Source organism: Pseudomonas sp. DTU_2021_1001937_2_SI_NGA_ILE_001 (assembly GCF_032463525.1).
GTDB lineage: Bacteria > Pseudomonadota > Gammaproteobacteria > Pseudomonadales > Pseudomonadaceae > Aquipseudomonas.
In genome coordinates this window covers 2,586,251-2,608,833 of record NZ_CP135971.1, presented here as the reverse complement: position 1 = coordinate 2,608,833, position 22,583 = coordinate 2,586,251, and the positions used below count along the sequence as shown (strand labels likewise).

Below are 22,583 nucleotides of genomic sequence, written 5' to 3'. Positions count from 1 at the left end.
ACGCATGGCTGTTGGTCTTGGTCCTTTGCCTACATTGCACCCGGTGCCCGGTTTCGAACTGGGTATCGCCTCGGCCGGTATCAAGCGCCCCGGGCGCAAGGATGTAGTGGTCATGCGCTGTGCCGAAGGCTCCAGCGTGGCGGGCGTATTCACCCTCAACGCTTTCTGTGCGGCGCCGGTGATCCTCGCCAAGCAGCGCGTACAGGGCACCGTGCGCTACCTGCTGACCAACACCGGCAATGCCAACGCCGGTACCGGCGAGCCGGGTCTGGCTGCGGCCAAGCGCACCTGTGACGCGCTGGCCCAGCTGACCGGCGTAGCCACTGACGCGGTGCTGCCGTTCTCCACCGGGGTGATCGGCGAGCCTCTGCCGGTCGAGAAGATCGAAGGCGCCCTGCAGGCCGCCCTCGACGACCTCTCGGAAGACAACTGGGCCGCTGCGGCCACCGGCATCATGACCACCGACACCCTGCCCAAGGGGGCCAGCCGCCAGTTCCAGCACGATGGCGTGACCGTCACCGTCACCGGCATCAGCAAGGGCGCCGGCATGATCCGTCCGAACATGGCCACCATGCTCGGCTACATCGCCACCGACGCCAAGGTTTCCCAGAACGTGCTGCAGGACCTGATCCGCGACGGCGCCAACAAGTCGTTCAACCGCATCACCATCGATGGCGACACCTCGACCAACGACTGCTGCATGCTCATCGCCACTGGCCAGGCCAATGTCCCGGAAGTGACCGAAGCCAAGGGGGCGCTGTTCGAGGCCTTGAAGAAAGCCGTGTTCGAAGTGTGCATGGAAGTGGCCCAGGCCATCGTGCGTGACGGCGAAGGCGCGACCAAGTTCGTCACCGTCGAAGTCAACGGCGGTGGCAATCATCAGGAGTGCCTGGACGTCGGTTACGCCGTGGCCCACTCGCCGCTGATCAAGACCGCGCTGTTCGCCTCCGACCCGAACTGGGGCCGTATCCTGGCCGCCGTGGGCCGTGCCGGCGTGCCAGAACTGGACGTGAGCAAGATTGACGTGTTCCTTGGCGAAGTCTGCATCGCCAGCAAGGGTGGCCGTGCCGCCAGCTACACCGAGGCCCAGGGCGCCGAGGTCATGGCTCGCGAGGAAATCACCATCCGTATCGAACTGGGTCGTGGTGATTGCAGCGAGACCATCTGGACCACCGACCTGTCACACGAGTACGTGAAGATCAACGCCGAATACCGGACCTGAGGTCTGCGCGGCCCCGGTATCTGCGCAACAGCCGGGGCCTTATTGAATTCGCGACGTCCGCCTGTCTTCCCGCATTGTCGGCAGGCGGTCAGGAGGAACTTGAACCGTGAAACGCATACACGTAGTGGCCGCCGTGATCCGTGGCCAGGATGGCCGTATTCTCATTGCCCGGCGTGCCGACACCCAGCATCAGGGCGGGCTCTGGGAGTTTCCCGGCGGCAAGGTCGAGGAGGGCGAAGCCCCTCGCGTGGCGCTGGGGCGTGAGCTGCAGGAAGAGTTGGGCATCCAGGTCGAGGCGGCGCGCCCGCTGATCAAGGTGCAGCATGACTACCCCGACAAGCACGTGCTGCTGGATGTCTGGGAGGTTTCGGCATTCGGCGGTGAGCCGCATGGCGCCGAAGGCCAGCCGCTGGCCTGGGTCACCGGCCGTGAATTGCCCGACTACGAATTCCCCGCCGCCAACCGGCCGATCGTGGCCGCTGCGCGGCTGCCCGGCGAGTACCTCATCACCCCGGATGGCCTGGAGAACGGTGAACTGCTGCGTGGCATGCAGAAAGCCATTGCCCAGGGCGCCAAGCTGATCCAGCTGCGTGCACCGGGCGGCTACGACCCGGCCTATCGCGACCTGGCGGTGGATGCCGTAGGGCTGTGTGCCGGCAAGGCGCAGTTGATGCTCAAGGGGCCGCTGGAGTGGCTGGGCGACTTCCCCTCGGCCGGTTGGCACCTGACCGCCGAGCAACTGCGCAAGTACGCGCCCAAGGGGCGACCATTCCCCACCGAGCGCTGGCTGGCAGCTTCCTGCCACAACGCCGAGGAATTGGCCCTGGCCGAGCAGATGGGCGTTGATTTCGTGACCCTGTCGCCGGTCCAGCCGACCCAGACCCACCCTGACGCGTCGCCGCTGGGCTGGGAACAGGCGGCGCAGCTAATCGGCGGTTTCACCCAGCCGGTGTTCCTGCTCGGCGGTGTCGGCCCGCAGCAGTTGCAGCAGGCCTGGGAGTGCGGCGCCCAAGGCGTGGCCGGCATCCGCGCCTTCTGGCCGGCTGGCTGAGATTCACCTGTAGAGCTTCAGCCGCTAAATGGCCGGTAAGTTCACCGCCTCTGCCGTGAACTTGAGGTTGCTGCGCGCAAGCCCTTTCTACCCGTTGCGTAGTCAAAAGCCAGGCGTCGCTCAAGACGCCGGTTTGGCCGCCGGTTGCCAAAGGATTTCCGCGATGCCCTGGCGGCGGCCGATCAGGCGCGCGGCGACGAACAGCAGGTCCGACAGCCGGTTGATGTAGGCCAGCCCGACACCTTGCAGGGGTTCGATGGCATTGAGCTGCTGGCAGCGGCGTTCGGCACCGCGCGCCAGGCTGCGGCACACGTGGGCCTGGGCCAGCAGTTGCGAGCCTCCGGGCAGGATGAAGTTTTCCAGCGGGCCCAGCTCTTCGTTCCAGCGGTCGATGGCCGCTTCCAGGCGTTCGATCTCGTTGGTGTTCAGGGCCTGATAGGCCGGCATCGCCAGCTCGCCGCCAAGATCGAACAGGCGGTGCTGGCAGGGCGCTAGAACCTCGATGACCTCGTGCAGCGCGGGGTGCTGCACAGCCTGTTCAGCGAGGCCGGCAAGCAGCAGCCCCAGCTGGCTGTTGAGGGTATCGACCTCGCCTATGGCTTCGATGCGCGGGTGGTCCTTGGGCACTCGGCGGCCATCGCCGAGGCCGGTTTCGCCGCTGTCTCCCTGGCGTGTGTAGATCTTCGACAGACGAAAGCCCATGGCTGGCTCCTGTTCAATGTGTACTGATGGTTTGCTGGGGCACTTCCACCGCCGGGGCTTCCAGCGGCAGGCGCAGGGTGAAGCAGGTGCCCGTGCCGACGGCCGATTGCACCTCCATCTGACCCTTGTGGTTATTGGTGATGATGAAATACGACACCGACAGCCCGAGCCCGGTGCCCTGACCGATTTCCTTGGTGGTGAAAAACGGCTCGAAGGTGCGCTTGCGCACGGTTTCCGACATGCCGATGCCGTTGTCTTCGACCTGGATCTCCGCCCAGGGCGGGTTGAGACGTGTGCGCAGAGTGATGCGCCCCGGTTCGCTGTCGTCCTCGCGCTGGTGAATGGCCTGTGCGGCGTTCTTCAGCAGGTTGAGCAGCACCTGCTCCAGCTCGTTGGCGATGCACGGCACCGGACCCAGTTCCGGGTCGAACTGGCGCACGATGTTCTGGCCCTTGAAGTCGAAGCCGACCGTAAGGTCGAAGTCGTTGCTGGCGATTTCCAGGGCCTGGTCGATCAGCGCCGGCAGGTCGCAGGGCGACAGCTGCCGAGTGCTCAGGCGGCTGAAGTTGAGCATGTGGCTGACGATCTTGGCGGCCCGCCCGCCAGCCTGCTGGATACCGTCGAGCAGTTGCGGCACGCCGCGGCCGGCCAGGTAGCGGTTGACCCGCTCCAGGTCGATTCCGTCGCTCTGTGCCTGTTCCAGGTTCTTGGGCAGCTCGGGGGAAAGGCGACGGCGGATGTTCTGCACGTTGTGCAGGATCGCCCCCAGCGGGTTGTTGATCTCGTGGGCCATGCCGGCAGCCAGGCCGCCCACCGAGAGCATCTTTTCCGACTGCACCATCATCTCTTCCAGGGAGATGCGCTGGGTGATGTCGTCGATGCGGATCACCACCCCGCGCCCGGCATCGCCCACCAGCGGGTAAAAGGTCATCGCGTAATGGCGGGGCACATCATGCTTGATCCAGGTGACCCGCTCGATGTGCGTGACGCGGTGCTGTTCCACCGTCTGCTTGAGTTCGGGCATGAAGCTGCGCATCGGCTCGAAGGCGAGAAAGATCGGCTGGTTGAGTGCCTCGTCCAGCGTGGTGCCCGACAGGGTGCTGGCCTCCTGATTCCATTGGGTGACATACAGCTGTTCGTCCAGGGCGATCATGGCCGAGGGCATCGAGTCGATGATGCTGTTGAGGTAGTTCTGAAAGCCGGTTAGCTTCTTCTCGATCTTGCTGCGCACCTGCACTTCCAGCTCCAGCTTGCGGTTGGTGCGACGTGTTTCTTCGGCCAGCCCGCGAGCCTGGTCGTAGGCTTCCTGGGATTCGTCGCGGGCGCGCTTGAGCTGCTGCTCGCGGGCTTCGATACGCGCCAGCATGGTGTTGAACGCCGAGGCCAGGCTGCCGATCTCGTCCTTGTTGCCGGTGCGCACGCGCAGGGCGTAGTTCTCTTCGCGGGTGACCTGCCGGGACAGCTCTTCGAGCTGGTAGATCGGCTCGGTGATCAGCCGGCGGATCTGTCGGGCGACCACCACCCACAGCAGAATGCTGAACACCAGAATGCCCAGGCTGGCGGTCAGGGTGCCGCTGTAGAACGCTGGCGGCAGCTCGCTGCTGGCCACCAGCAGCAGGTGGCCGGGGGATTGCTCGCCCTTGGGCACCGGAATCACCTGGGTGTTGCGGAACTCGGTGAGGCGCCAGCCTTCGATGTCCTTGTAGTGATGCGGCAGCTCCAGGTCCTGCCCTTGCTGCAACTGGGCCAGGCGCGTGCCGTCGTTGTCGTAGACTGCCGCTGCGCGCAGCGGGCCGTAGCTCTTGAGTTCGTGCAGCAGGGCCTGGGCGTCGGCGGGCGAGTTCAGCGCGCGTTCATTGAGGTAGGCGCTGCTGATCAGCCGGCCGATGGTCTGCAGCGCCTGGGGCGCCATGGCCTCCTGGGAGATGTAGTACGCGGCGCTGATGAAGGTCAGGTTGGCCACCAGCAAGACGGTGGTCAGCAAGACCAGGAGGGCGGCCAGCAGCTTCTGGCCCACGGGCAGGTTGTCGAGTCGCTGACGCAAGGACATGAAGGGTCACACCGCTGAGGCTTGAGCCGGCAGGTTAGCGCGGCCTAGTCGGTTCGCAAACCCTTGCCTGCCAGATGCTGCTGCAGACGCGTGAGCGTCGCCCTCAGGTGCGGCACCGGATACTGGTGGCGGGCTGCCGCAGCGCAGGCGTGGCCAAGCAGGTAGCTGATCTCGGTGCGTCGGCCGTGCGCGACATCCTGGTACATCGACGAATAGTTCGCGGCCGTGGCCTGGATGACCCGCTGGACCTCGTCGTGCAGAGCCTCGGCGGCGCTCGGCTGACCGCAGTGTTGCAGCAGGCCGACCAGCTCGTCACACAGCGTGGCGACTTCGCAAGGGTGTTCAAGCAGGCCGCCGTTGCGGCAATCATGCAGGACCGTCAGCGGGTTGATCGCACAATTGAGCGCCAGCTTGCGCCACAGGCGGGTGAGGATGTCCGGGGTCCATCGGTGGGGAATGCCGGCGCTGTGCAGGTCGTCCAGCAGGGGCTGCGGTGGAGTCTGTGCCTGGGCGTCGCCGAGCCAGGTGAAGCCATGTCCGGCGAAGCGCACCTGCCAGGCCGACTCGCGGAACGCGCCTTCGGTGCTGGACGCGAATACGCAGCGCGCCGCCGGGATGCACGCCGCCACCGCCTCCTGGCTGCCCAGGCCGTTCTGCAGCAGGATGACCTGTGCTCCGGGAGCCAGGCGTGTCGCCAGGCTGGCGACCGCCTGTGGCGCATCGTAGGCCTTGCAGGCCACCAACAGGCGTTCGATGGGCTCGGCGCTGTCGATGAGCTGCGCTGGCAACGCCTGGCGTTGGCAGTCCTCGTGGCTGAGCATGCTCAGGCAACTGCCCTGGCGTTGGTAGTCCTGCAGGCGCTCGGCGTTGCGCAGGACCAGGCGCACCGGCAGACCGGCGCGGGCCAGGCGTATGGCCCACAGGCTGCCCAGGCTGCCGGCGCCGAGGATGTGCCAGGTGCTCACGGCCAGAGGCCAGGCGTGGCGGGGTAAGATGAGCGCATGCGGACGAAGCTCGCAGTAACGGCGGTAAAAGTGCCGTTATAATGAGCGCTCTTTCGTACCGTCAAGTCATGCGCGCCCAAAAGTCACTCTTGCGCGCCGTTCATCTGGAGAAAATACATGCCCTCGTTCGACGTAGTGTCCGAATTGGATAAACACGAAGTCACGAATGCCGTCGACAATGCGATCAAGGAGCTGGATCGCCGTTATGACCTCAAAGGCAAGGGTTCCTTCGAGTTCAAGGAAAAGGACCTGGCCATTACCCTGACTGCCGAGGCCGAGTTCCAACTCGAGGCGATGATCGAGATCCTCAAGCTGGCCCTGGTCAAGCGCAAGATCGACGTCAAATGCCTGGAAGTCAAAGAGCCCTACGCCTCCGGCAAGGTGATGAAGCAGGAAGCCAATCTGCGTGAAGGCATCGACAAGGACCTGGCGAAGAAGATCGTCGCCCACGTCAAGGACTCCAAGCTCAAGGTCCAGGCCGCCATCCAGGGCGAGCAGGTGCGCATCACCGGCAAGAAGCGTGACGACCTGCAGGACGCCATTGCCTTGCTGCGTGCCTACGACGCCGAGCTGCCGCTGCAATACAACAACTTCCGCGACTGATTTCGCGGCCGCGAGCCGGGCCTGCGGAACCCCGCCGGCCCGGATGCGTCCGACCTTCCTGTAGCCCGCGAAGTGACTCGCTTCTTCAGAACGCGAGTGGTTTCGTCGTTGGCGATCCAAAGGCACCTAGGAGTAGAAGATGGATTTGAATGCTGAAGTCGATCAGCTGTGGCGGGTTTCCCAGTCGTGGATTCCGCTGATCATGCAATACAGCAGCCGGGTGCTGCTGGCCCTGGTAACCCTGAGCATCGGCTGGTGGCTGATCAACCGGGTGACCAACAAGCTTGGCGCGCTGCTGGCACTGCGTAACGCCGACCAGGCCCTGCAGGGCTTCGTCAGTACCCTGGCGAATATCATCCTCAAGGTGCTGCTGCTGATCAGCGTGGCCTCGATGATCGGTGTCGAGACCACCTCGTTCGTCGCTGCCATCGGTGCGGCCGGCCTGGCCATCGGCCTGGCCCTGCAAGGCAGCCTGTCGAATTTCGCCGGGGGCGTGCTGATCCTGCTGTTTCGTCCGTTCCGCATCGGCGACTGGATCGAGTTCCAGAGCATGTCCGGGACCGTGGACAACATTCAGATCTTCCACACCATCCTGCGTACCGGCGACAACCGCACGGTGATCGTGCCCAATGGCGTGCTGTCCAACGGCATCATCACCAATACCAACCGTCAGCCGACCCGCAAGGCCGTGTTCGACGTCAAGGTGGGCTACGACGCTGACCTCAGGCAGGCCCTGCAAGTGCTGCTGGACATGGCCGATGACCCTCGGGTGCTCAAGGACCCGGCGCCCCAGGCGGTGGTCAGCGCGCTGGGCGACAACGCCGTGGTGCTGCAGTTGCGGGTGTGGACCAAGACCGGTGACCTGGGCGACGTGCTGTCGAAGTTCAATCTCGAAGCCCGCGACCGCCTGAAGGCGGCCGGCATCGAGATCCAGTACCAGCAGCAGGTGGTGCAGATGAACAAGGAAGCGGCCCAGGGCTGATCAGCGCACCGGGTCTACAGGGCTTCAGCCGCCACGGGCTTGCTGCTGAAGCCGATCCAGCGCGATGAGCCTATCAGGCCTCAGGCTTCTCGACCGCTGCCGGGGCTTGCGGCGGCGGCTCGGGATGCCGGATTTCCCGGTTCCACTGCAGAATGATCATGATCAGCGTCGGCACCCCGAGCAGGGCGGTGATCAGGAAGAAATTGTGGTAGCCGAGCTTCTCTACCATCACCCCTGAGTAACCGCCGATCAGCCGCGGCAGCAGCAGCATGATCGAGCTGAGCAGGGCGTACTGGGTGGCCGAGAAACGCAGGTTGGTCAGGCTCGACAGGTAGGCGACGAAGGCCGAGGTGGCCATGCCGGAACTGAAGTTGTCCAGCGAGATGGTCACCACCAGCATCTGCAGGTTCGGCCCCATGTCGGCCAGCATCAGGAACAGGATGTTGGTGGCCGCCGAAGCGAAACCGCCGATGAACAGGATCGGCATGATGCCGAAGCGCACGATCAACAGGCCCCCGACTCCGGCACCGACCAGGGTCATGACCAGGCCGAAGATCTTGCTGACACTGGCGATCTGGTCCTTGGTGAAGCCCTGGTCGATATAGAACACGTTGGCCATCACCCCCATCACCGTATCGGACATTCGATAGGTGGCGATCAGGCCCAGCAGCAGCAAGGCCTGCCAGCGATAGCGCATGATGAAATCGTTGACCGGCGTCAGCACCGGCGCCAGGCCGCGGCGCCCCATGGACGACAGGCAAGCGCTGGTCAGCACGGCATAGAGGATGGCGCGCAGGAAGGCGCGGTCTTCGAGCAGCAGGGTCAGCCAGCTGACGTCGCCGAACAGCACGCTGGCGAAGTCGGTGTTGTACAGCTGGGTAAAGAGGGCGGGGACCGAGACCAGCAGGACGATCAGCACGAACACCGAGGCCAGTTGGTGGATGAACCCATAGCGCGCCGCTGACAGTTGCGTGCGCAGGGGCACCGGCGGTTCGCGCATGATCAGCGTGGTGATCAGCGCCGGCAGCATCATCACCCCGAACAGCACGTAGGTGCCGGTCCAGGCCGAATGCTTGTAGGCGAAGCCGGTGGAGCCAAAGCCTTCGGCGAAATACAGCGCCCCGGCGGTAGACAGCAGGGCCGCGACCCGATAGCCGGACATGTAGCTGGCCGCCAATGCCGCCTGCTGGGTGTCCTGGGCAATTTCCAGACGGTAGGCATCGATGGCGATGTCCTGGGTCGCGGAAGCGAAGGCCACCACTACGGCAATGGCGATCAGCCAAGAGAGGTGCTGCTGCGGGTCGCAGAAGCCCATGCCGACCAGCCCGAGGATGACCAGCACCTGGGACAGCACCAGCCAGGAACGACGGCGGCCGAGCATGCCCAGGCCCGGCAGGCGCCACTGGTCGAGCAACGGCGACCACACCCATTTGAAGGCATAGGCCAGGCCGATCAGGCTGGCGTAGCCGATGGTTTCACGCGCTACGCCCGCTTCACGCAACCAGACCGACAGAGTGGAAAACACGAGCATATAAGGCAGGCCGGCGGCAAAGCCGAGCAGCAGCAACACGAGCGTCGACGGGCTGGCATAAGCGGCGAGCGCGGCGCGCCAGGTTTTACGGGGCATGAGCTGGTGACTGCCTCAGGTAACGAAAAACAAAGGGCGCACTCTAACCTCTGTGCCATAGGGGACGCCAGCCATGGCGTAGCATATCCACACGATTGTTACGGACGGTTATGCCTTCGGCGCGCAAGCGGGCGCGCTGCTCATCACCGGAAGGGCTGCCGGCCGGCAGGCTGATGCGACCGCCAGCGCCGATCACCCGGTGCCAGGGCAGGGTAGAGCCTTCCGGGAGCTGGCTCAGGGTCCGACCCACCCAGCGCGCGGCACGGCCCAGGCCGGCCATCTGGGCCAGCTCACCATAACTGGTGACGTACCCTGGGGGGATCTGTTCCAGGGTCATGTACAGGGCCATGCGCCGCGCCTCGGCGGGTGATGGCTCGGCAGGAGTGTCTGAAGCGCTCAAGACTGGGGTTTTTCCGGGGGCGATGCAGGGGCTGAGCGGGACCGTGAATGAACTACAGCGTATTCCCGTGGTCTGTGATGCTCGCGCCTGCGGTTTCGTATTCGGGATGAATTCTGCCGAATGATGCCTGAATTTTCGTCAAACACAGCCTTGTAGTTGCTTATGTTGTCCAGAACCCTGTTGTGCCTCGCTGTATCCACCGCCTCCATGCCCTTGCTCGCCGACACCGTCTGGCTGAAGAACGGCGACCGCCTGACCGGCACCATCAAACTGTTCGACGGTGGCAAGCTGCTGCTGCAGACCGACTACGGTGGAGCCATTCCGCTGGATTGGAGCAAGATCAAGACCCTGGAAAGCAAGGAACCGCTGCTGGTCAAGCAGAACCAGTACACCGGCGAAGTCGCCAAATCGCTGCAGCCCAGCGATGACGGCAAGGTGGTGCTGGCCAATGGCGATGCACCCAAGACCGTCGAAATGGCCAGCATCCAGCAGATCGTCAAGCCCAAGCCGGTCATTACCGACCTGGTGTGGAAGGGCAACATCGATGCCGCGCTGGATTTCCAGCGCGCCGAGAGAGATTCCGACGACTACAACCTGTCGTTCAAGACGTCGGCCCGACACGACCGCTGGCGGCACAATGCCAAGGGCCAGTACAACCGCGAAACCCAGGACGACGTGGTCACCACCGACGACTGGAGCGCCGAGTACTCGCTGGATTACTTCCTTACCGACAAGTTCTACTGGGACGGACGGATCAACTACAAGCGTGACAAAGTCGAGGACCTGAGCCGTGAGCGTACCGTGGGTACTGGTCCGGGTTATCAGTTCTGGGATGACGAGCTGGGCGCATTCAAGGTGGGTGGCCTGCTCAACCGCACGGACTACGAATTTTCCAACGGCGAGAAGACCAATTTCTATTCCGTCGCCGGTACCTGGGACTACAACCGCTACCTGGTGGGCAAGAAGTTCGAGTTCTTCACCAATGGCGAGCTGGGCAAACCGCTCAGCGGTGTCGCCGACTACTCTCTGGATGTCGAGGCGGGCCTGCGCTACAAGGTCACCGACTGGGCCTCGCTCAACCTCAAGGCCGAGCGTGACATCATCAGCGGCTCTCGTGACGGTGATGTCAACAAGACCCGCTACACCGCCGGCTTCGGCGTGACCTGGTAAACCTCTTCCAGCAAACAGACCCGCTGCCGTCATGGCGGAGCGGGTTCGACTGGCTGCCCAGGTCCACTCCGCCTCAAGCAGGCGCGCTCTGGCCCTTGTGGGGGCGAGCTTGCTCGGGAAAAGCGGGCAAAGTCGCTAAGTCTGCTGTGAACGCGGCGCCGCCTTCGCGAGCAAGCTCGCTCCCACCCCCTAACCTAACTGTATTCGTTGAGCAGCGATCCGAGCCGGCTACAGACGCATCGCGCCGTCCACCTCCAGTACCCGGCCGCTGAAGTAATCGTTCTCCAGGATGAACGCCACCGAGCGGGCGATTTCCTCGGGCTTGCCCATGCGTTTCAGTGGAATTGCCGAGGTCATCTTTTCCAGCGCCTCGGGCTTCATACTGCCGGTCATTTCCGTCTCGATGAAACCGGGGGCGATGGCCGCGACACGAATGCCGAAGCGCGCCAGTTCCCTCGCCCAGGTCACGGTAGCCGCTACCACACCGGCCTTGGACGCCGCATAGTTGGTCTGCCCGATATTGCCGGCCCGCGAGATCGACGAGATGTTGATGATGACTCCCTGGCTCTTCTGCTCGACCATGGTCGCCGCAACTTCCCGGGTGCACAGAAACACGCCGGTCAGGTTGACGTCGATCACCGATTGCCACTGCGCCAGGCTCATGGTGCTGATCTGCCCGTCCTTGACCTTGACCAGCATGCCGTCGCGCAGGATGCCGGCATTGTTGATCAGCCCGTGAATCGGGCCGAAATCCGCCGCAATACGTGCCACGGCGTCGACCACCTGCGCTTCATCGGCCACGTTGCAGACATAACCGCGAGCCTGGATGCCCAGTGCCTTGCAACTGGCCACCGCGCTGTCGAGGCGGGCCTGGTCGATGTCCATCAGCGCCAGGTTGGCGCCGCGTCCGGCCAGGTCGCGGGCCATGGCCAGGCCGAGTCCCTGGCATCCGCCGGTGATAATGATTAACTTGCCTTTCAGTTCCATAAGCGTGCTCACTGGTTGTAGAGGCTGCTGCCGTGGGTGCAGCACTGCGCCGCAGACCGCTACAGGTATAGCAGCGCCCGGCCGGCTCTGGCCATGGCCTCGGCAAAAACACTAACGAGGGAGTCAAGATGAGCGTTCAAGCCACCCGGTCGGCCCGTGAACTGCTGCTGCGCGAATACCGCGGTGCGCTGGCCACGCACTCGATGTCGATGCCGGGCTTTCCATTCGGTTCGGTCGTGCCTTATTGCCTGGACGGGCAGGGCAGGCCGCTGATCCTCATCAGCCGTATCGCCCAGCACACTCATAACCTGCAGCAGGACCCCAAGTGTTCGCTGCTGGTCGGCGAGCGCGAAGCGGCGAACATCCAGACGCTGGGGCGCATCACCTTGATGGCCGAAGGGCGCAGGCTTGCCGACCCGGCTGCCGTGGAGCTGGCTGCACAGCGCTATTACCGGTATTTCCCCGACTCCCGGAACCACCATAAAGACTACGACTTCGATTTCTGGGTGCTGACCCCGGTGCGCTACCGCTATATCGCAGGCGTCGGGTCCATCCAGTGGCTCGATGACGTGGCGTTGGCCAATCCTTTCTTCGGCTCCAGCGAAACCTCCATGGTCGAGCACATGAACCAGGACCACGCCGAGGCCCTGGCGCATTACGTGAAACTCGCCGGTCTGCCGCAGAGCGCCACGCCGAAGATGGTCGGCATCGACAGCGAAGGCATGCACCTGCGCATTGGCGACTCGCTGCACTGGCTGGCCTTCCCGGAGCCCTGTAATACCCCGACACAGGTCCGCGAAGCCTTGGTCCATCTGGCGCGCGCAACACATTGGCCTGCCCGCGGCGGTACTCAGGCTTGATTTAACGACTTTCCGACATCACTTAGGGTCTACTGGAAGGCGTTCTTCCGTAGAGGAAAAAACTCGATGCGTGCTTTTTTACTGCTGTTTCTCCTGTTTCCCGTGCTTGAGCTGTTCGTTCTGGTGAAAGTCGGCATGTCCATAGGCTTCCTGTGGACCTTCCTGCTGGTGCTGACCACCTCGATGCTCGGCCTGTTGGTGATGCGCGTGGCCGGGCTGGCCACCGCACTGAGTGCCCGCGAAAGCCTGGCGCGAGGCGAGCTGCCTGCGCAGCAGATGCTCGAAGGACTGAGCATGGCGGTCGGTGGTGGCCTGTTGCTGCTGCCAGGTTTCATCAGTGACGTGCTGGGCGTGCTCTGCCTGCTGCCGGTGACCCGCCGCCTGCTGATTGGCAAGCTGCGTCAGCGCGCCGAAGAGCAGGCCATGCGCCAGCGCGCTTTCGCCGATGACCTGCGCACCCATCAGCATCCTGGGACCGGGCGCCCGGAGGCCATCCATCAGCCGACTCGCGAACCTGAAGTCATCGAAGGCGAGTTCGAACACCGCGACAAATGACCAGCACTGGGCAGGCCTACGGCACCTTCGGGTGCCGTAGGCGTTTGAGGGCCGGGTAAAAATTTTTTTTGCGCCGCCCTTGTAATCAAATCGGGCGCCCTCATGTATGGGTCACCGCAAGGTTTCTGGCGCACTGCCAGACCGTTTTCTGCGGTTCGCATGCCGAACCGTAACCGGCCAGGCCGGATTAACAACTCGCCGGTGCCCTTCACCGGACGTACCAACAAAATCAGGAGATCGACAATGAAGCTTCGTCCTCTGCATGACCGCGTCGTAATCCGTCGCAGCGAAGAAGAAACGAAAACTGCCGGTGGCATCGTGCTGCCAGGCTCGGCCGCCGAGAAGCCGAACCGTGGCGAAGTCGTCGCTGTAGGTGCCGGCCGTGTTCTGGACAACGGTGAAGTCCGTGCGCTGACCGTGAAAGTGGGCGACAAAGTGGTATTTGGCCCTTACTCCGGCAGCAACACCGTGAAAGTAGACGGCGAAGACCTGCTGGTGATGAACGAGAGCGAGATCCTCGCCGTCATCGAAGGCTGAGTCCTTCCCGCTCAATTTCCCGCTACTACACAGTATTTAAGGAATATCGATCATGGCTGCTAAAGAAGTTAAATTCGGCGATGCCGGCCGCAAGAAAATGCTCGCTGGTGTCAACACCCTGGCTGACGCAGTAAAAGCCACCCTGGGCCCGAAAGGCCGTAACGTGATCATCGAGAAGAGCTTCGGTGCTCCTCTGATCACCAAGGACGGCGTTTCCGTCGCCAAGGAAATCGAGCTGAAAGACCGCTTCGAGAACATGGGCGCGCAACTGGTCAAGGACGTGGCTTCCCGTGCCAACGACGACGCCGGTGACGGTACCACCACTGCGACCGTTCTGGCCCAGGCCATCGTCAACGAAGGCCTGAAGGCCGTTGCCGCCGGCATGAACCCAATGGACCTCAAGCGCGGCATCGACAAGGCCACTGCGGCCATCGTCAGCCAGCTGAAGTCGCTGTCCAAGCCATGCACCGACACCAAGGCCATCGCCCAGGTCGGCACCATCTCGGCCAACTCCGACAGCTCCATCGGCGACATCATTGCCGAAGCGATGGAAAAAGTGACCAAAGACGGTGTGATCACCGTTGAAGAAGGTTCGGGCCTGGAAAACGAACTGTCTGTTGTTGAAGGCATGCAGTTCGACCGTGGCTACCTGTCTCCTTACTTCATCAACAAGCCGGACACCATGGTGGCCGAGCTGGACAGCCCGCTGCTGCTGCTGGTCGACAAGAAGATCTCCAACATCCGCGAAATGCTGCCAGTCCTGGAAGCCGTTGCCAAAGCCGGCCGTCCACTGCTGATCATCGCTGAAGACGTCGAAGGCGAAGCGCTGGCGACTCTGGTAGTCAACAACATGCGCGGCATCGTCAAGGTCGCTGCGGTCAAGGCACCTGGCTTCGGCGACCGCCGCAAGGCCATGCTGCAGGACATCGCTGTCCTGACCGGCGGTACCGTGATTTCCGAAGAAATCGGCCTGAGCCTGGAAAGCACTACCCTGGAGCACCTGGGTAACGCCAAGCGCGTCGTGCTGAACAAGGAAAACACCACCATCATCGACGGTGCAGGCAACAAGTCCGACATCGACGCGCGTATTGCCCAGATCCGTCAGCAGATCGGCGACACCAGCTCCGACTACGACAAAGAGAAACTGCAAGAGCGTCTGGCCAAGCTGTCCGGCGGTGTTGCGGTGATCAAGGTCGGCGCCGGTTCCGAAGTCGAAATGAAAGAGAAGAAAGCCCGCGTTGAAGACGCCCTGCACGCAACCCGCGCAGCCGTCGAAGAAGGCGTGGTGCCTGGCGGTGGCGTAGCCCTGGTTCGTTCCCTGCAGGCTATCGAAGGTCTGAAAGGCGACAACGCTGACCAGAACGTCGGTATCGCTCTGCTGCGTCGTGCGGTCGAAGGCCCACTGCGTCAGATCGTGGCCAACGCTGGCGACGAGCCAAGCGTCGTGGTCGAGAAGGTCAAGCAAGGTTCGGGTAACTTCGGTTACAACGCCGCTACCGGTGAGTACGGCGACATGATCGAACTGGGCATCCTGGACCCAGCCAAAGTGACCCGTTCGGCACTGCAGGCCGCTTCCTCGATCGCCAGCCTGATGATCACCACCGAAGCGATGATCGCCGACATCCCGGAAGAGAAGCCGGCTGCTGGTGGCATGCCTGACATGGGCGGCATGGGTGGCATGGGCGGCATGATGTAAGCTGGCCCCAGCCTCTTTGCTTCACCCAAAGAACCCCGCCTCGTGCGGGGTTCTTCATTTATGAGGCAGATGCGCTTTGCGCAGTACGTGCTTCATCGGGAGGCATTGCCTGCCTTCCATGGTCTGAACGAGTGCAGGGACGCGGCTTGCGCGGCCACTGCTTCAACCCCTAAGCTGCGCCAGCCCCAATTGCATGCGGAGAGTCCTATGCGAATTCTTCTGGTCGAAGACAACCGCGATATCCTGGCGAACCTGGCCGATTACCTGGGCATGAAGGGTTATACGGTCGATTGCGCGCAGGATGGTCTGTCCGGCCTGCATCTGGCCGCCACCGAACATTACGACCTCATCGTGCTGGACATCATGCTGCCCGGCATCGACGGTTATACGCTTTGCAAGCGTCTGCGCGAAGATGCGCGGCGCGACACGCCGGTGATCATGCTCACTGCCCGCGATCAGCTCGACGATCGCCTGCAGGGCTTCCGTTCCGGCGCCGATGACTACCTGCTCAAGCCCTTTGCCCTGTCGGAGCTGGCCGCGCGTATCGAAGCCGTGCTGCGTCGCGCCCAGGGGGGCGGGCGGCGCACCCTGCAGGTCGCCGACCTGGTCTATGACCTCGACACCCTGGAGGTCACGCGCGACGGGCGCATGCTCAAGCTCAACCCGGTGGGCCTGAAGCTGCTGGCAGTGCTGATGCAGAAGAGCCCACACGTGCTGCGTCGGGAAATCCTCGAAGAGGCACTGTGGGGCGATGACTGCCCGGACAGCGACAGCCTGCGCAGCCACGTGCACCAGTTGCGCCAGGTGATCGACAAGCCATTCCCCAAGGCGCTGCTGCACACCGTGCATGGTGTGGGCTATCGATTGGCCGAGGGCCGGGATGGAGTTTAAGCAGAGTCTCGCACAGCGGATCATCATCGCCTTTGCGCTGATGAGCGCATTGGTGGCCGGCTCGTTCGCCGTCGGCATCATTTCCACTGTGCACTTTATCGAAGAGAAACTCATATCAGCGGGCCTGGGCGGTGACCTTAATCGCCTGCTGCTGGCTGAAAGCGTCAGCGACTGGAGCCACCGTCCCAAGCAGGACCAGTTGTTCTACTTCAGCAATGGCCCAGGCGACTTCGACCTGCCCCCGGATATCCGCCACCTGGAGCCGGGCTTTCACGAGGTGTTTCGCGGACCGCTGTCCTATCACGCAATGATCGAGGTGGTCGACGGTCGTCACTATGCGTTGCTGCAGGACCAGAGCGATTTCGAAGAGCGCGAGCGGCTGCTGTTCGCCGTGGTGCTGGTGGGCTTCGTCCTGGCCCTGGCCCTGGCAGTGTTCCTGGGCTGGATTCTCGCTCGTCGGGTCATGGCGCCGGTGGTGCGCCTGGCCCGCCAGGTGCGCCACCGTGATCAGTTGCTGGGCCTGGCACCGCCCTTGGCGCCGGATTATGCCGCCGACGAAGTGGGCGAACTGGCGGTGGCTTTCGACGCCACTCTGGGGCGCCTGCGCCAGGCGCTGACCCGCGAACGCATGTTCACCAGCGACGTCAGCCATGAGCTGCGTACGCCACTGATGGTCCTGGCCAGCTCCTGCGAGCTGCTGCTTGAGAATCCGGCACTGGACCAGCGGGCTCGGCGTCAGGTGGAGCGCATCGCACGGGCCTGCGAGGAAATGCGCGACCTGGTGCAGACCTTCCTGATGCTTGCCCGCACTCAGCGCGAAGACCCGACCATGACCCCCAAGGCCACCCTGACCGGTGTCGCCGAGCAGCTGATTGCGCAGTGGCGCGGCCCCATCGAGAGCAAGGGCCTGGAGCTGATCTACAAGCCGGCCGAGGACGACCAGGCGTCGGAAATCCGCTACAACGCGACCTTCCTGCTGGCGGTGATGGGCAACCTGCTACGCAACGCCCTGCATTACACCGACCAGGGTTTCATCGCTCTGACACTTCATGGTCGAGGCTTCGTCGTCGAAGACAGTGGCGTGGGCATTCCCGAAGAAAAGCGCGAGGCCATGTTCGAGCCGTTCGTGCGCGGCAACGAGCAGCGTGGCGAAGGTCTGGGGCTGGGGCTTTCGCTGGTACAGCGCATCTGCGTCAACCAGGGCTGGACCGTCAGCCTCAGCCCCATGGAGCCCAACGGCTGCCGTTTTGAAGTCAATCTGGCCCCCACTGGCAACGAGCGCTGAACAGGGTGGCCGGGCAACCGGCCCACTGTTGAACCGTAACGCCCTCCTGACACGTGCGTATCTTGCTCGCGACGCGCTTGTCCGTCTCGGATATGTCTGTAAGATCTTTCTAACGCATTGAAATTACTGGAAACATTCTCTCGCGTTTGACGACGTTTTTTTCACGAGTGCATGACCTGACGCAGACGGCCGTTCACCTATCGTGAAGGCATCTGAAGCGGAGAGCCCTCATGAGCAAGCGTATCGAACTGGAGTTTTCCAACAAATACGACCGTGACCACGCGCGGCAATATCTTGAAAAACATCGGAACGGTCTCTGGCGTCGGCTGTCCCATCTGCGGGACGAGCAACTGGCTCGCAAGGCGCTGCAACTGGCCGGGGATCCCGGTGTGGTGCTGGATTTGCCCTGCGGCGCCGGGCGTTTCTGGCCGTTGCTGGCTGAACACCCTACCCGAATGATCATCGGCGCCGACAACTCGGCCGACATGCTCAGGACCGCTCGGCAGGGCCAGGCGGACGAAGTGGTGCAACGGGTACGTACTTTGCAAACTTCTGCCTTTGCCATTGACCTGCCCGACCATTCGGTCGACAGCATCTTCTGCATGCGCCTGTTGCACCATATTGGTCAGGCCGAACACCGGATGGCGTTACTGCGTGAGTTTCAACGGGTTAGCCGCGACAGCGTGATCGTGTCGCTATGGGTCGATGGCAACTTCAAGGCCTGGAAGCGCAAGCGTCTTGAGCGTCGGCGCCAGGGCGAGCAGCCGGTGTCCAGTGGGGCCGAAAGTTACCAGAACCGTTTTGTGTTACCGGCTGCAACGGTTGAGCAGGAATTCGAAGCGGCAGGATTCAGCATCCAGAAGCACCTGAACTTCCTGCCGAAATATGCGATGTGGCGAGTCTATCTGCTACGCAAACAATAACCAGGATGGGCAGTCAATGACGGCGCAGGCGACACTGAACACAAGCAACGACGATTTCGGGCAGTTCTGGCAGCTGCAGGGCGACTGGGTCGAGGCACCCAACGTGCGGCGTGGCGGAGAAAGCGGCGTGCAGCGTGTTCGCGCCGAGGACGGCGGGCTGCTTTATGTCAAGCGCCAGATCGGCCATGTATACCGTAGCTGGCTGCATCCCTTCGGCAGGCCGACAGTGCTGCGTGAGCGCGATGCACTTGAAGGCCTGCGCCGGCTGGGCGTGCGGGTGCCGGAAATCATCTATTGCGGCGCCGAACGTGACGAACGTCAGCAATGGCGCGCTCTGTTGGTGACGGCCAATCTCGAAGGCTTCGAAGAAATAGACCATTGGTACGCCGGTGGCGGTCGTGAGCGCTACGGCGAGGCCGTGCACGAGCGCCTGCTACAGGCCATCGGCGAGACCCTGGCACGCATGCACCGCGGCCGCTGGCAGCACAGCTGCCTGTACAGCAAGCATGTATTCGTGAAAGTCACCGGCCAGGGTGACCAGGCGCAGCCACAGGTGGCCTTGCTGGATTTGGAAAAAGGCCGCCGGCGCCTGACCGCTCGTGGTGCTGCGCTGCACGACATGAAGCAATTGCGCCGCCATTCGTCATTCAGTGTCGCTGACTGGGACAAGTTGATCTACTTTTACCAGACGGCGTTTGGCAGCGCTCTCAAAGGGTTAGGCTAATGAAACTAGAAATGGCTCGAGGTTTGTTTCTCGTCGCGGCCCTGGCCACCACGACGATGGCAGTTGCAGCCTGGGAGCAACCTTCCACCAAAGTGCTGAGCACGCCGCATGGCGAGGGGCACTGTCCCTTGCCCAAGGTGGCCAAGGTCCAGCAGGTGACGCAGCCGGACCACGACCTGCTGCTGTTTCTCTACAGCCTGGCCCAGGGCACGGGAGTGCGACGCTGAATGACTGACCTGACATGAAGGCCCCGGTTTCGATACCGGGGCCTTTTCGTTTCAGGGCTTTTACCGCGTCTCGGCCTTCGGTGCCAGCAGGGTATAGACGCAAGGCAGCACGAACAGGGTGAACAAGGTGCCCACCGACATGCCGGTGGCGATGACGATACCGATGTCGAAGCGGCTCACCGCGCCGGCGCCGCTGGCGAAGATCAGCGGCAGCATGCCGAACACCATGGCTGCGGTGGTCATTAACACCGGGCGCAGGCGAATCGCGGCGGCCTGTTCGACTGCCTCCCTGGCCTCCAGGCCTTGCCGGCGCAGGCCATTGGCGAATTCCACGATCAGGATGCCATGCTTGCTGATCAACCCGATCAGTGTCACCAAACCAACCTGGGTATAGATGTTCATGCTCGACACGCCGAGGAACATCGGCAGCAGGGCGCCGCAGATCGACAACGGGACGGTCACCAGGATCACCAATGGGGCGCGGAAGCTTTCGAACTGCGCCGCCAGCACCAGGAAGATGATCGCCAAGGCCAGGGCGAAGGTCAGCCACAGCGTGCTGCCTTCCTGCACGTACTGCCGCGAGGCCCCGGCGTAGTCGAAGGCGAAGCCGGCGGGCGCCTCTTCCTGCGCGATGGTGCGCACCGTGTCGATGGCTTCGCCCATGCTGGCGATGGGAAATCCTTGGATGATCGCCGAGTTCAGTTGCTGGAACTGGTTGAGCTGGCGTGGCCGTGCCCGATCGCTGACGCTGATCAGCGTCGACAGCGGCAGCAGCTTGCCCTGGTCGTTCCTGACGTAATAGCGGTTCAGCCAGGCGGGGTTGTCGCGGTAGGCGCGCTCCACCTGGGCGATCACCTTGTAGCTGCGCCCGTCGATGCTGAAGCGGTTGATCTCCGATTCGCCCAGCAGGGTCGCCAGCGTGCCGCCCAGGTCTTGCATCGAGACGCCCATCTGCGCCGCCTTGGCGCGGTCGATGTCGACTACGATCTCCGGCTTGTCGAACGCCAGATCGACGGTCATGAAGGCGAACTTGCCCGATGCCATGGCACGCTTGCGGACCCTTTCGGCCAGCTCCAGCAGCGCGGGGTAATCCCCGGTGCTGTTGATCACGAACTGGAATGGCAGGCCTTCACCGGTGCCCGGCAATGACGGCAGGTTGAAACCGAAGATCTGCAGGCCGGGTATTTCATCGAGCCTGGCCTGGACTTCGGGAAGGATCTGCATCTGGCTGCGCTGGCGCTCGCCCCAGGGCTTGAGCAGAAAACCGCCCACGCCGGTCTGTACGCCGTTGAAGCCGTTGATCTGGAAAGAGGAGTAGTACTCCGGAAAGGTCCTGAACACCTTGGTGAACTGATCGGTGTAGGCATTCATGTAGTCCAGGCTGGTGGTCTGCGGTGAGGTGGACATCATGAACACGATGCCCTGGTCTTCGTCCGGCGCCAGTTCCGAGCGGCTGAACATCAGCAGCACCGGAATCAGGCACAGCACGATAACACCGAACAGCAGCACCACCGGGCGGGTTTCCAGGGTGCCGTGCAGCAGGCGCTGGTAACGGCGTTTCAGACCGTCGAAAAGCCGGTCCAGGCGCGCGGCCAGCCCCCCTTGGGCCTTGTCGTGTCGCAGCAGCAGGGCGCACATCATCGGCGAGAGGGTCAGGGCCACGATGCCGGAAATCACCACCGCGCCCGCGAGGGTCAGGGCGAATTCCTTGAACAGCGCGCCGGTCAGGCCCTGCAGGAAGCCGATGGGGGCGTATACGGCAGCCAGGGTCACGGTCATCGACACCACTGGCATGGCGATTTCCCTGGCACCCTGCAGGGCTGCGTCGAACGGGCGTTGGCCCTGTTCGATGTGGCGATGGATGTTCTCCACTACGACGATGGCGTCGTCCACCACCAGGCCGATGGCCAGGACCATGGCCAACAGGGTCAGCAGGTTGATCGAATAGCCCATCAACTGCATGAAGAACAGTACGCCGATCATCGACAGCGGGATGGTTACCACCGGGATCAGTACCGAGCGCAGGGCACCGAGGAACAGGAACACCACGACTATGACGATCAGTACCGCCTCGGCCAGGGTCTTGATCACTTCATTGATGGAGGCCTGGATGAACAACGTGGCGTCGTAGGCGATCGACACCTTCAGACCTGGTGGCAGCTGGCTTTCGATCTCCGGCATCACCCGCCGCACTTCCTTGATGACCTCCAGCGGGTTGGCGCTGGGCGTGCTCTTGATGCCGATGTACACCGACGGCGTGCCGTCGAAGGAGCTGATAGTGTTGTAGTTCTCGGCGCCCATCTCGACACGCGCCACGTCGCCGAGCAGCACCCGGCTGTCACCCTGGACCTTCACCGGAATGTTGGCGAAGGCCTCGGCGGACTTGAGTTCGGTGGCGGCATTGATGCTGGTCACCACGTACTCGCCCTTGACCTCACCGGCGGCGGACAGGAAGTTCTGCCGACGCACCGCGTCGGTGACGTCGGCAGCGGTGAGGCCGAAGCCGGCCAGGCGCACCGGGTCGAGCCACAGGCGCATGGCGAATACCTGGTTGCCGAGAATCTGCGCTTCGGCCATGCCGGGCAGGGTGGCCAGCTTGGGCTGGATCACCCGCGACAGGTAATCGGTAATCTGCGGGTTGCTCAATTGCGGGCTGTAGAAGCTGATGTACATCAGCGCCGAGGCATCGGCGGCTTCCTTGCTCAGTACCGGGTCTTCGGCGGCCTGTGGCAGCTCGTTCTTGACCTCGTTGGCCTTGGCCAGCAGTTGCGTGTACAGACGGTCGCTGTCGGCGCCGATGCGCGCATAGACGGAAATGACCGAGAAATTCTGGCGGCTCACCGAGGTCATGTAGTCGATGCCTTCGGCGCTGGCCAGGCTCTGTTGCAAGGGCTGGGTAATGTAGCCCTGGATGGTTTCTGCATTGGCACCGGGATAGGCGGTGGTGACGGTGATCAGCGCGTTTTCCATCTGCGGGTACTGGCGGATGCTCAGCTTGCCGAAGGCCTGCAGGCCCAGCAGCACGATCAGCAGGCTGACCACTGTGGCCAGCACCGGGCGGCGGATGAACAGGTCGGTAAAGGCCAT

The 22,583-nt window shown here is 63.1% G+C and carries 21 protein-coding genes; 14 read left to right on the top strand and 7 right to left on the bottom strand.

Translation table 11 applies throughout. The features are described 5' to 3' along the window. The first annotated feature begins 4 nt into the window (after nt 1-4). Nucleotides 5-1,222 (top strand): bifunctional glutamate N-acetyltransferase/amino-acid acetyltransferase ArgJ, encoded by a 1,218-nt coding sequence (argJ, locus tag RRX38_RS11130; protein WP_315962528.1) that lies wholly within the window; start codon nt 5-7, stop codon nt 1,220-1,222. 106 nt (nt 1,223-1,328) lie between these two features. Continuing rightward, the gene (locus RRX38_RS11125) at nt 1,329-2,273 is read left to right on the top strand and encodes a Nudix family hydrolase (protein ID WP_315962527.1); all 945 of its coding nucleotides are present in this window, start codon (nt 1,329-1,331) and stop codon (nt 2,271-2,273) included. A 120-nt stretch (nt 2,274-2,393) separates the two neighbouring features. Here RRX38_RS11125 and RRX38_RS11120 read toward each other — a convergent pair whose 3' ends face one another. Genes RRX38_RS11120 through RRX38_RS11110 form a run of 3 tightly spaced genes read right to left on the bottom strand, consistent with a single transcriptional unit; the run spans nt 2,394 to nt 5,990 of the window. Next, nucleotides 2,394-2,975, bottom strand: a complete 582-nt coding sequence (locus tag RRX38_RS11120) for a cob(I)yrinic acid a,c-diamide adenosyltransferase (protein WP_315962526.1) — start codon at nt 2,973-2,975, stop codon at nt 2,394-2,396. A 13-nt stretch (nt 2,976-2,988) separates the two neighbouring features. Beyond that, the gene (locus RRX38_RS11115; protein WP_315962525.1) at nt 2,989-5,025 is read right to left on the bottom strand and encodes an ATP-binding protein; all 2,037 of its coding nucleotides are present in this window, start codon (nt 5,023-5,025) and stop codon (nt 2,989-2,991) included. Nucleotides 5,026-5,069: 44 nt separating this feature from the next. After that, nucleotides 5,070-5,990 carry a putative 2-dehydropantoate 2-reductase gene (locus tag RRX38_RS11110; protein ID WP_410524884.1) on the bottom strand — a complete coding sequence of 307 codons (921 nt, stop codon included), beginning with the start codon at nt 5,988-5,990 and terminating at the stop codon, nt 5,070-5,072. Between the two features lie 156 nt (nt 5,991-6,146). On the opposite strand from RRX38_RS11110, the gene RRX38_RS11105 reads away from it, so the two are divergent. After that, complete coding sequence (locus tag RRX38_RS11105; RefSeq protein WP_295474036.1) at nt 6,147-6,632, top strand: YajQ family cyclic di-GMP-binding protein; 486 nt, start codon at nt 6,147-6,149, stop codon at nt 6,630-6,632. A 139-nt stretch (nt 6,633-6,771) separates the two neighbouring features. Next, nucleotides 6,772-7,614 carry a mechanosensitive ion channel family protein gene (locus RRX38_RS11100; protein ID WP_295474033.1) on the top strand — a complete coding sequence of 281 codons (843 nt, stop codon included), beginning with the start codon at nt 6,772-6,774 and terminating at the stop codon, nt 7,612-7,614. A 73-nt stretch (nt 7,615-7,687) separates the two neighbouring features. Here the strand turns inward: RRX38_RS11100 and RRX38_RS11095 are convergent, their stop codons facing one another. Then, nucleotides 7,688-9,241, bottom strand: a complete 1,554-nt coding sequence (locus RRX38_RS11095) for an AmpG family muropeptide MFS transporter (protein ID WP_295474030.1) — start codon at nt 9,239-9,241, stop codon at nt 7,688-7,690. A gap of 43 nt (nt 9,242-9,284) precedes the next feature. Continuing rightward, on the bottom strand, nt 9,285-9,590 hold the full coding sequence (locus RRX38_RS11090) for an MGMT family protein (protein WP_295474323.1): 306 nt from the start codon (nt 9,588-9,590) through the stop codon (nt 9,285-9,287). A 213-nt stretch (nt 9,591-9,803) separates the two neighbouring features. Here RRX38_RS11090 and RRX38_RS11085 point away from each other — a divergent pair, with 213 nt between their 5' ends. Next, nucleotides 9,804-10,811 (top strand): DUF481 domain-containing protein, encoded by a 1,008-nt coding sequence (locus RRX38_RS11085; RefSeq protein WP_315962524.1) that lies wholly within the window; start codon nt 9,804-9,806, stop codon nt 10,809-10,811. Nucleotides 10,812-11,039: 228 nt separating this feature from the next. On the opposite strand, the gene RRX38_RS11080 is transcribed toward RRX38_RS11085, so the two are convergent. Then, on the bottom strand, nt 11,040-11,798 hold the full coding sequence (locus tag RRX38_RS11080; protein ID WP_315962523.1) for an SDR family oxidoreductase: 759 nt from the start codon (nt 11,796-11,798) through the stop codon (nt 11,040-11,042). A gap of 128 nt (nt 11,799-11,926) precedes the next feature. Between RRX38_RS11080 and RRX38_RS11075 the strand changes: the two genes are divergently transcribed. The 9 genes from RRX38_RS11075 (at nt 11,927) to RRX38_RS11035 (ending at nt 19,496) form a co-directional block, all read left to right on the top strand. After that, complete coding sequence (locus tag RRX38_RS11075; protein WP_315962522.1) at nt 11,927-12,658, top strand: HugZ family protein; 732 nt, start codon at nt 11,927-11,929, stop codon at nt 12,656-12,658. A gap of 66 nt (nt 12,659-12,724) precedes the next feature. Beyond that, nucleotides 12,725-13,213: an FxsA family protein gene (locus RRX38_RS11070; protein ID WP_295474021.1), complete on the top strand. Its 489-nt coding sequence runs from the start codon at nt 12,725-12,727 to the stop codon at nt 13,211-13,213. Between the two features lie 243 nt (nt 13,214-13,456). Next, nucleotides 13,457-13,750 (top strand): co-chaperone GroES, encoded by a 294-nt coding sequence (locus RRX38_RS11065; protein WP_295474018.1) that lies wholly within the window; start codon nt 13,457-13,459, stop codon nt 13,748-13,750. Between the two features lie 52 nt (nt 13,751-13,802). Next, nucleotides 13,803-15,446, top strand: a complete 1,644-nt coding sequence (gene groL, locus RRX38_RS11060) for a chaperonin GroEL (RefSeq protein WP_315962521.1) — start codon at nt 13,803-13,805, stop codon at nt 15,444-15,446. A gap of 207 nt (nt 15,447-15,653) precedes the next feature. Then, nucleotides 15,654-16,337, top strand: coding sequence for a two-component system response regulator ColR (colR, locus tag RRX38_RS11055; RefSeq protein WP_295474012.1), 684 nt, complete (start codon nt 15,654-15,656; stop codon nt 16,335-16,337). Continuing rightward, nucleotides 16,327-17,622 carry a sensor histidine kinase gene (locus RRX38_RS11050; protein WP_295474010.1) on the top strand — a complete coding sequence of 432 codons (1,296 nt, stop codon included), beginning with the start codon at nt 16,327-16,329 and terminating at the stop codon, nt 17,620-17,622. Before colR ends, RRX38_RS11050 begins: the two co-directional genes overlap by 11 nt. Before the next feature lie 230 nt (nt 17,623-17,852). Further along, complete coding sequence (locus tag RRX38_RS11045) at nt 17,853-18,545, top strand: class I SAM-dependent methyltransferase (RefSeq protein WP_315962520.1); 693 nt, start codon at nt 17,853-17,855, stop codon at nt 18,543-18,545. 16 nt (nt 18,546-18,561) lie between these two features. Beyond that, complete coding sequence (locus tag RRX38_RS11040) at nt 18,562-19,269, top strand: lipopolysaccharide kinase InaA family protein (RefSeq protein WP_315962519.1); 708 nt, start codon at nt 18,562-18,564, stop codon at nt 19,267-19,269. Beyond that, complete coding sequence (locus RRX38_RS11035) at nt 19,269-19,496, top strand: hypothetical protein (RefSeq protein ID WP_295474003.1); 228 nt, start codon at nt 19,269-19,271, stop codon at nt 19,494-19,496. The genes RRX38_RS11040 and RRX38_RS11035 overlap by 1 nt, the downstream gene beginning before the upstream one ends. A 60-nt stretch (nt 19,497-19,556) precedes the next feature. Here RRX38_RS11035 and RRX38_RS11030 read toward each other — a convergent pair whose 3' ends face one another. After that, on the bottom strand, nt 19,557-22,583 hold the full coding sequence (locus RRX38_RS11030) for a multidrug efflux RND transporter permease subunit (RefSeq protein WP_315962518.1): 3,027 nt from the start codon (nt 22,581-22,583) through the stop codon (nt 19,557-19,559).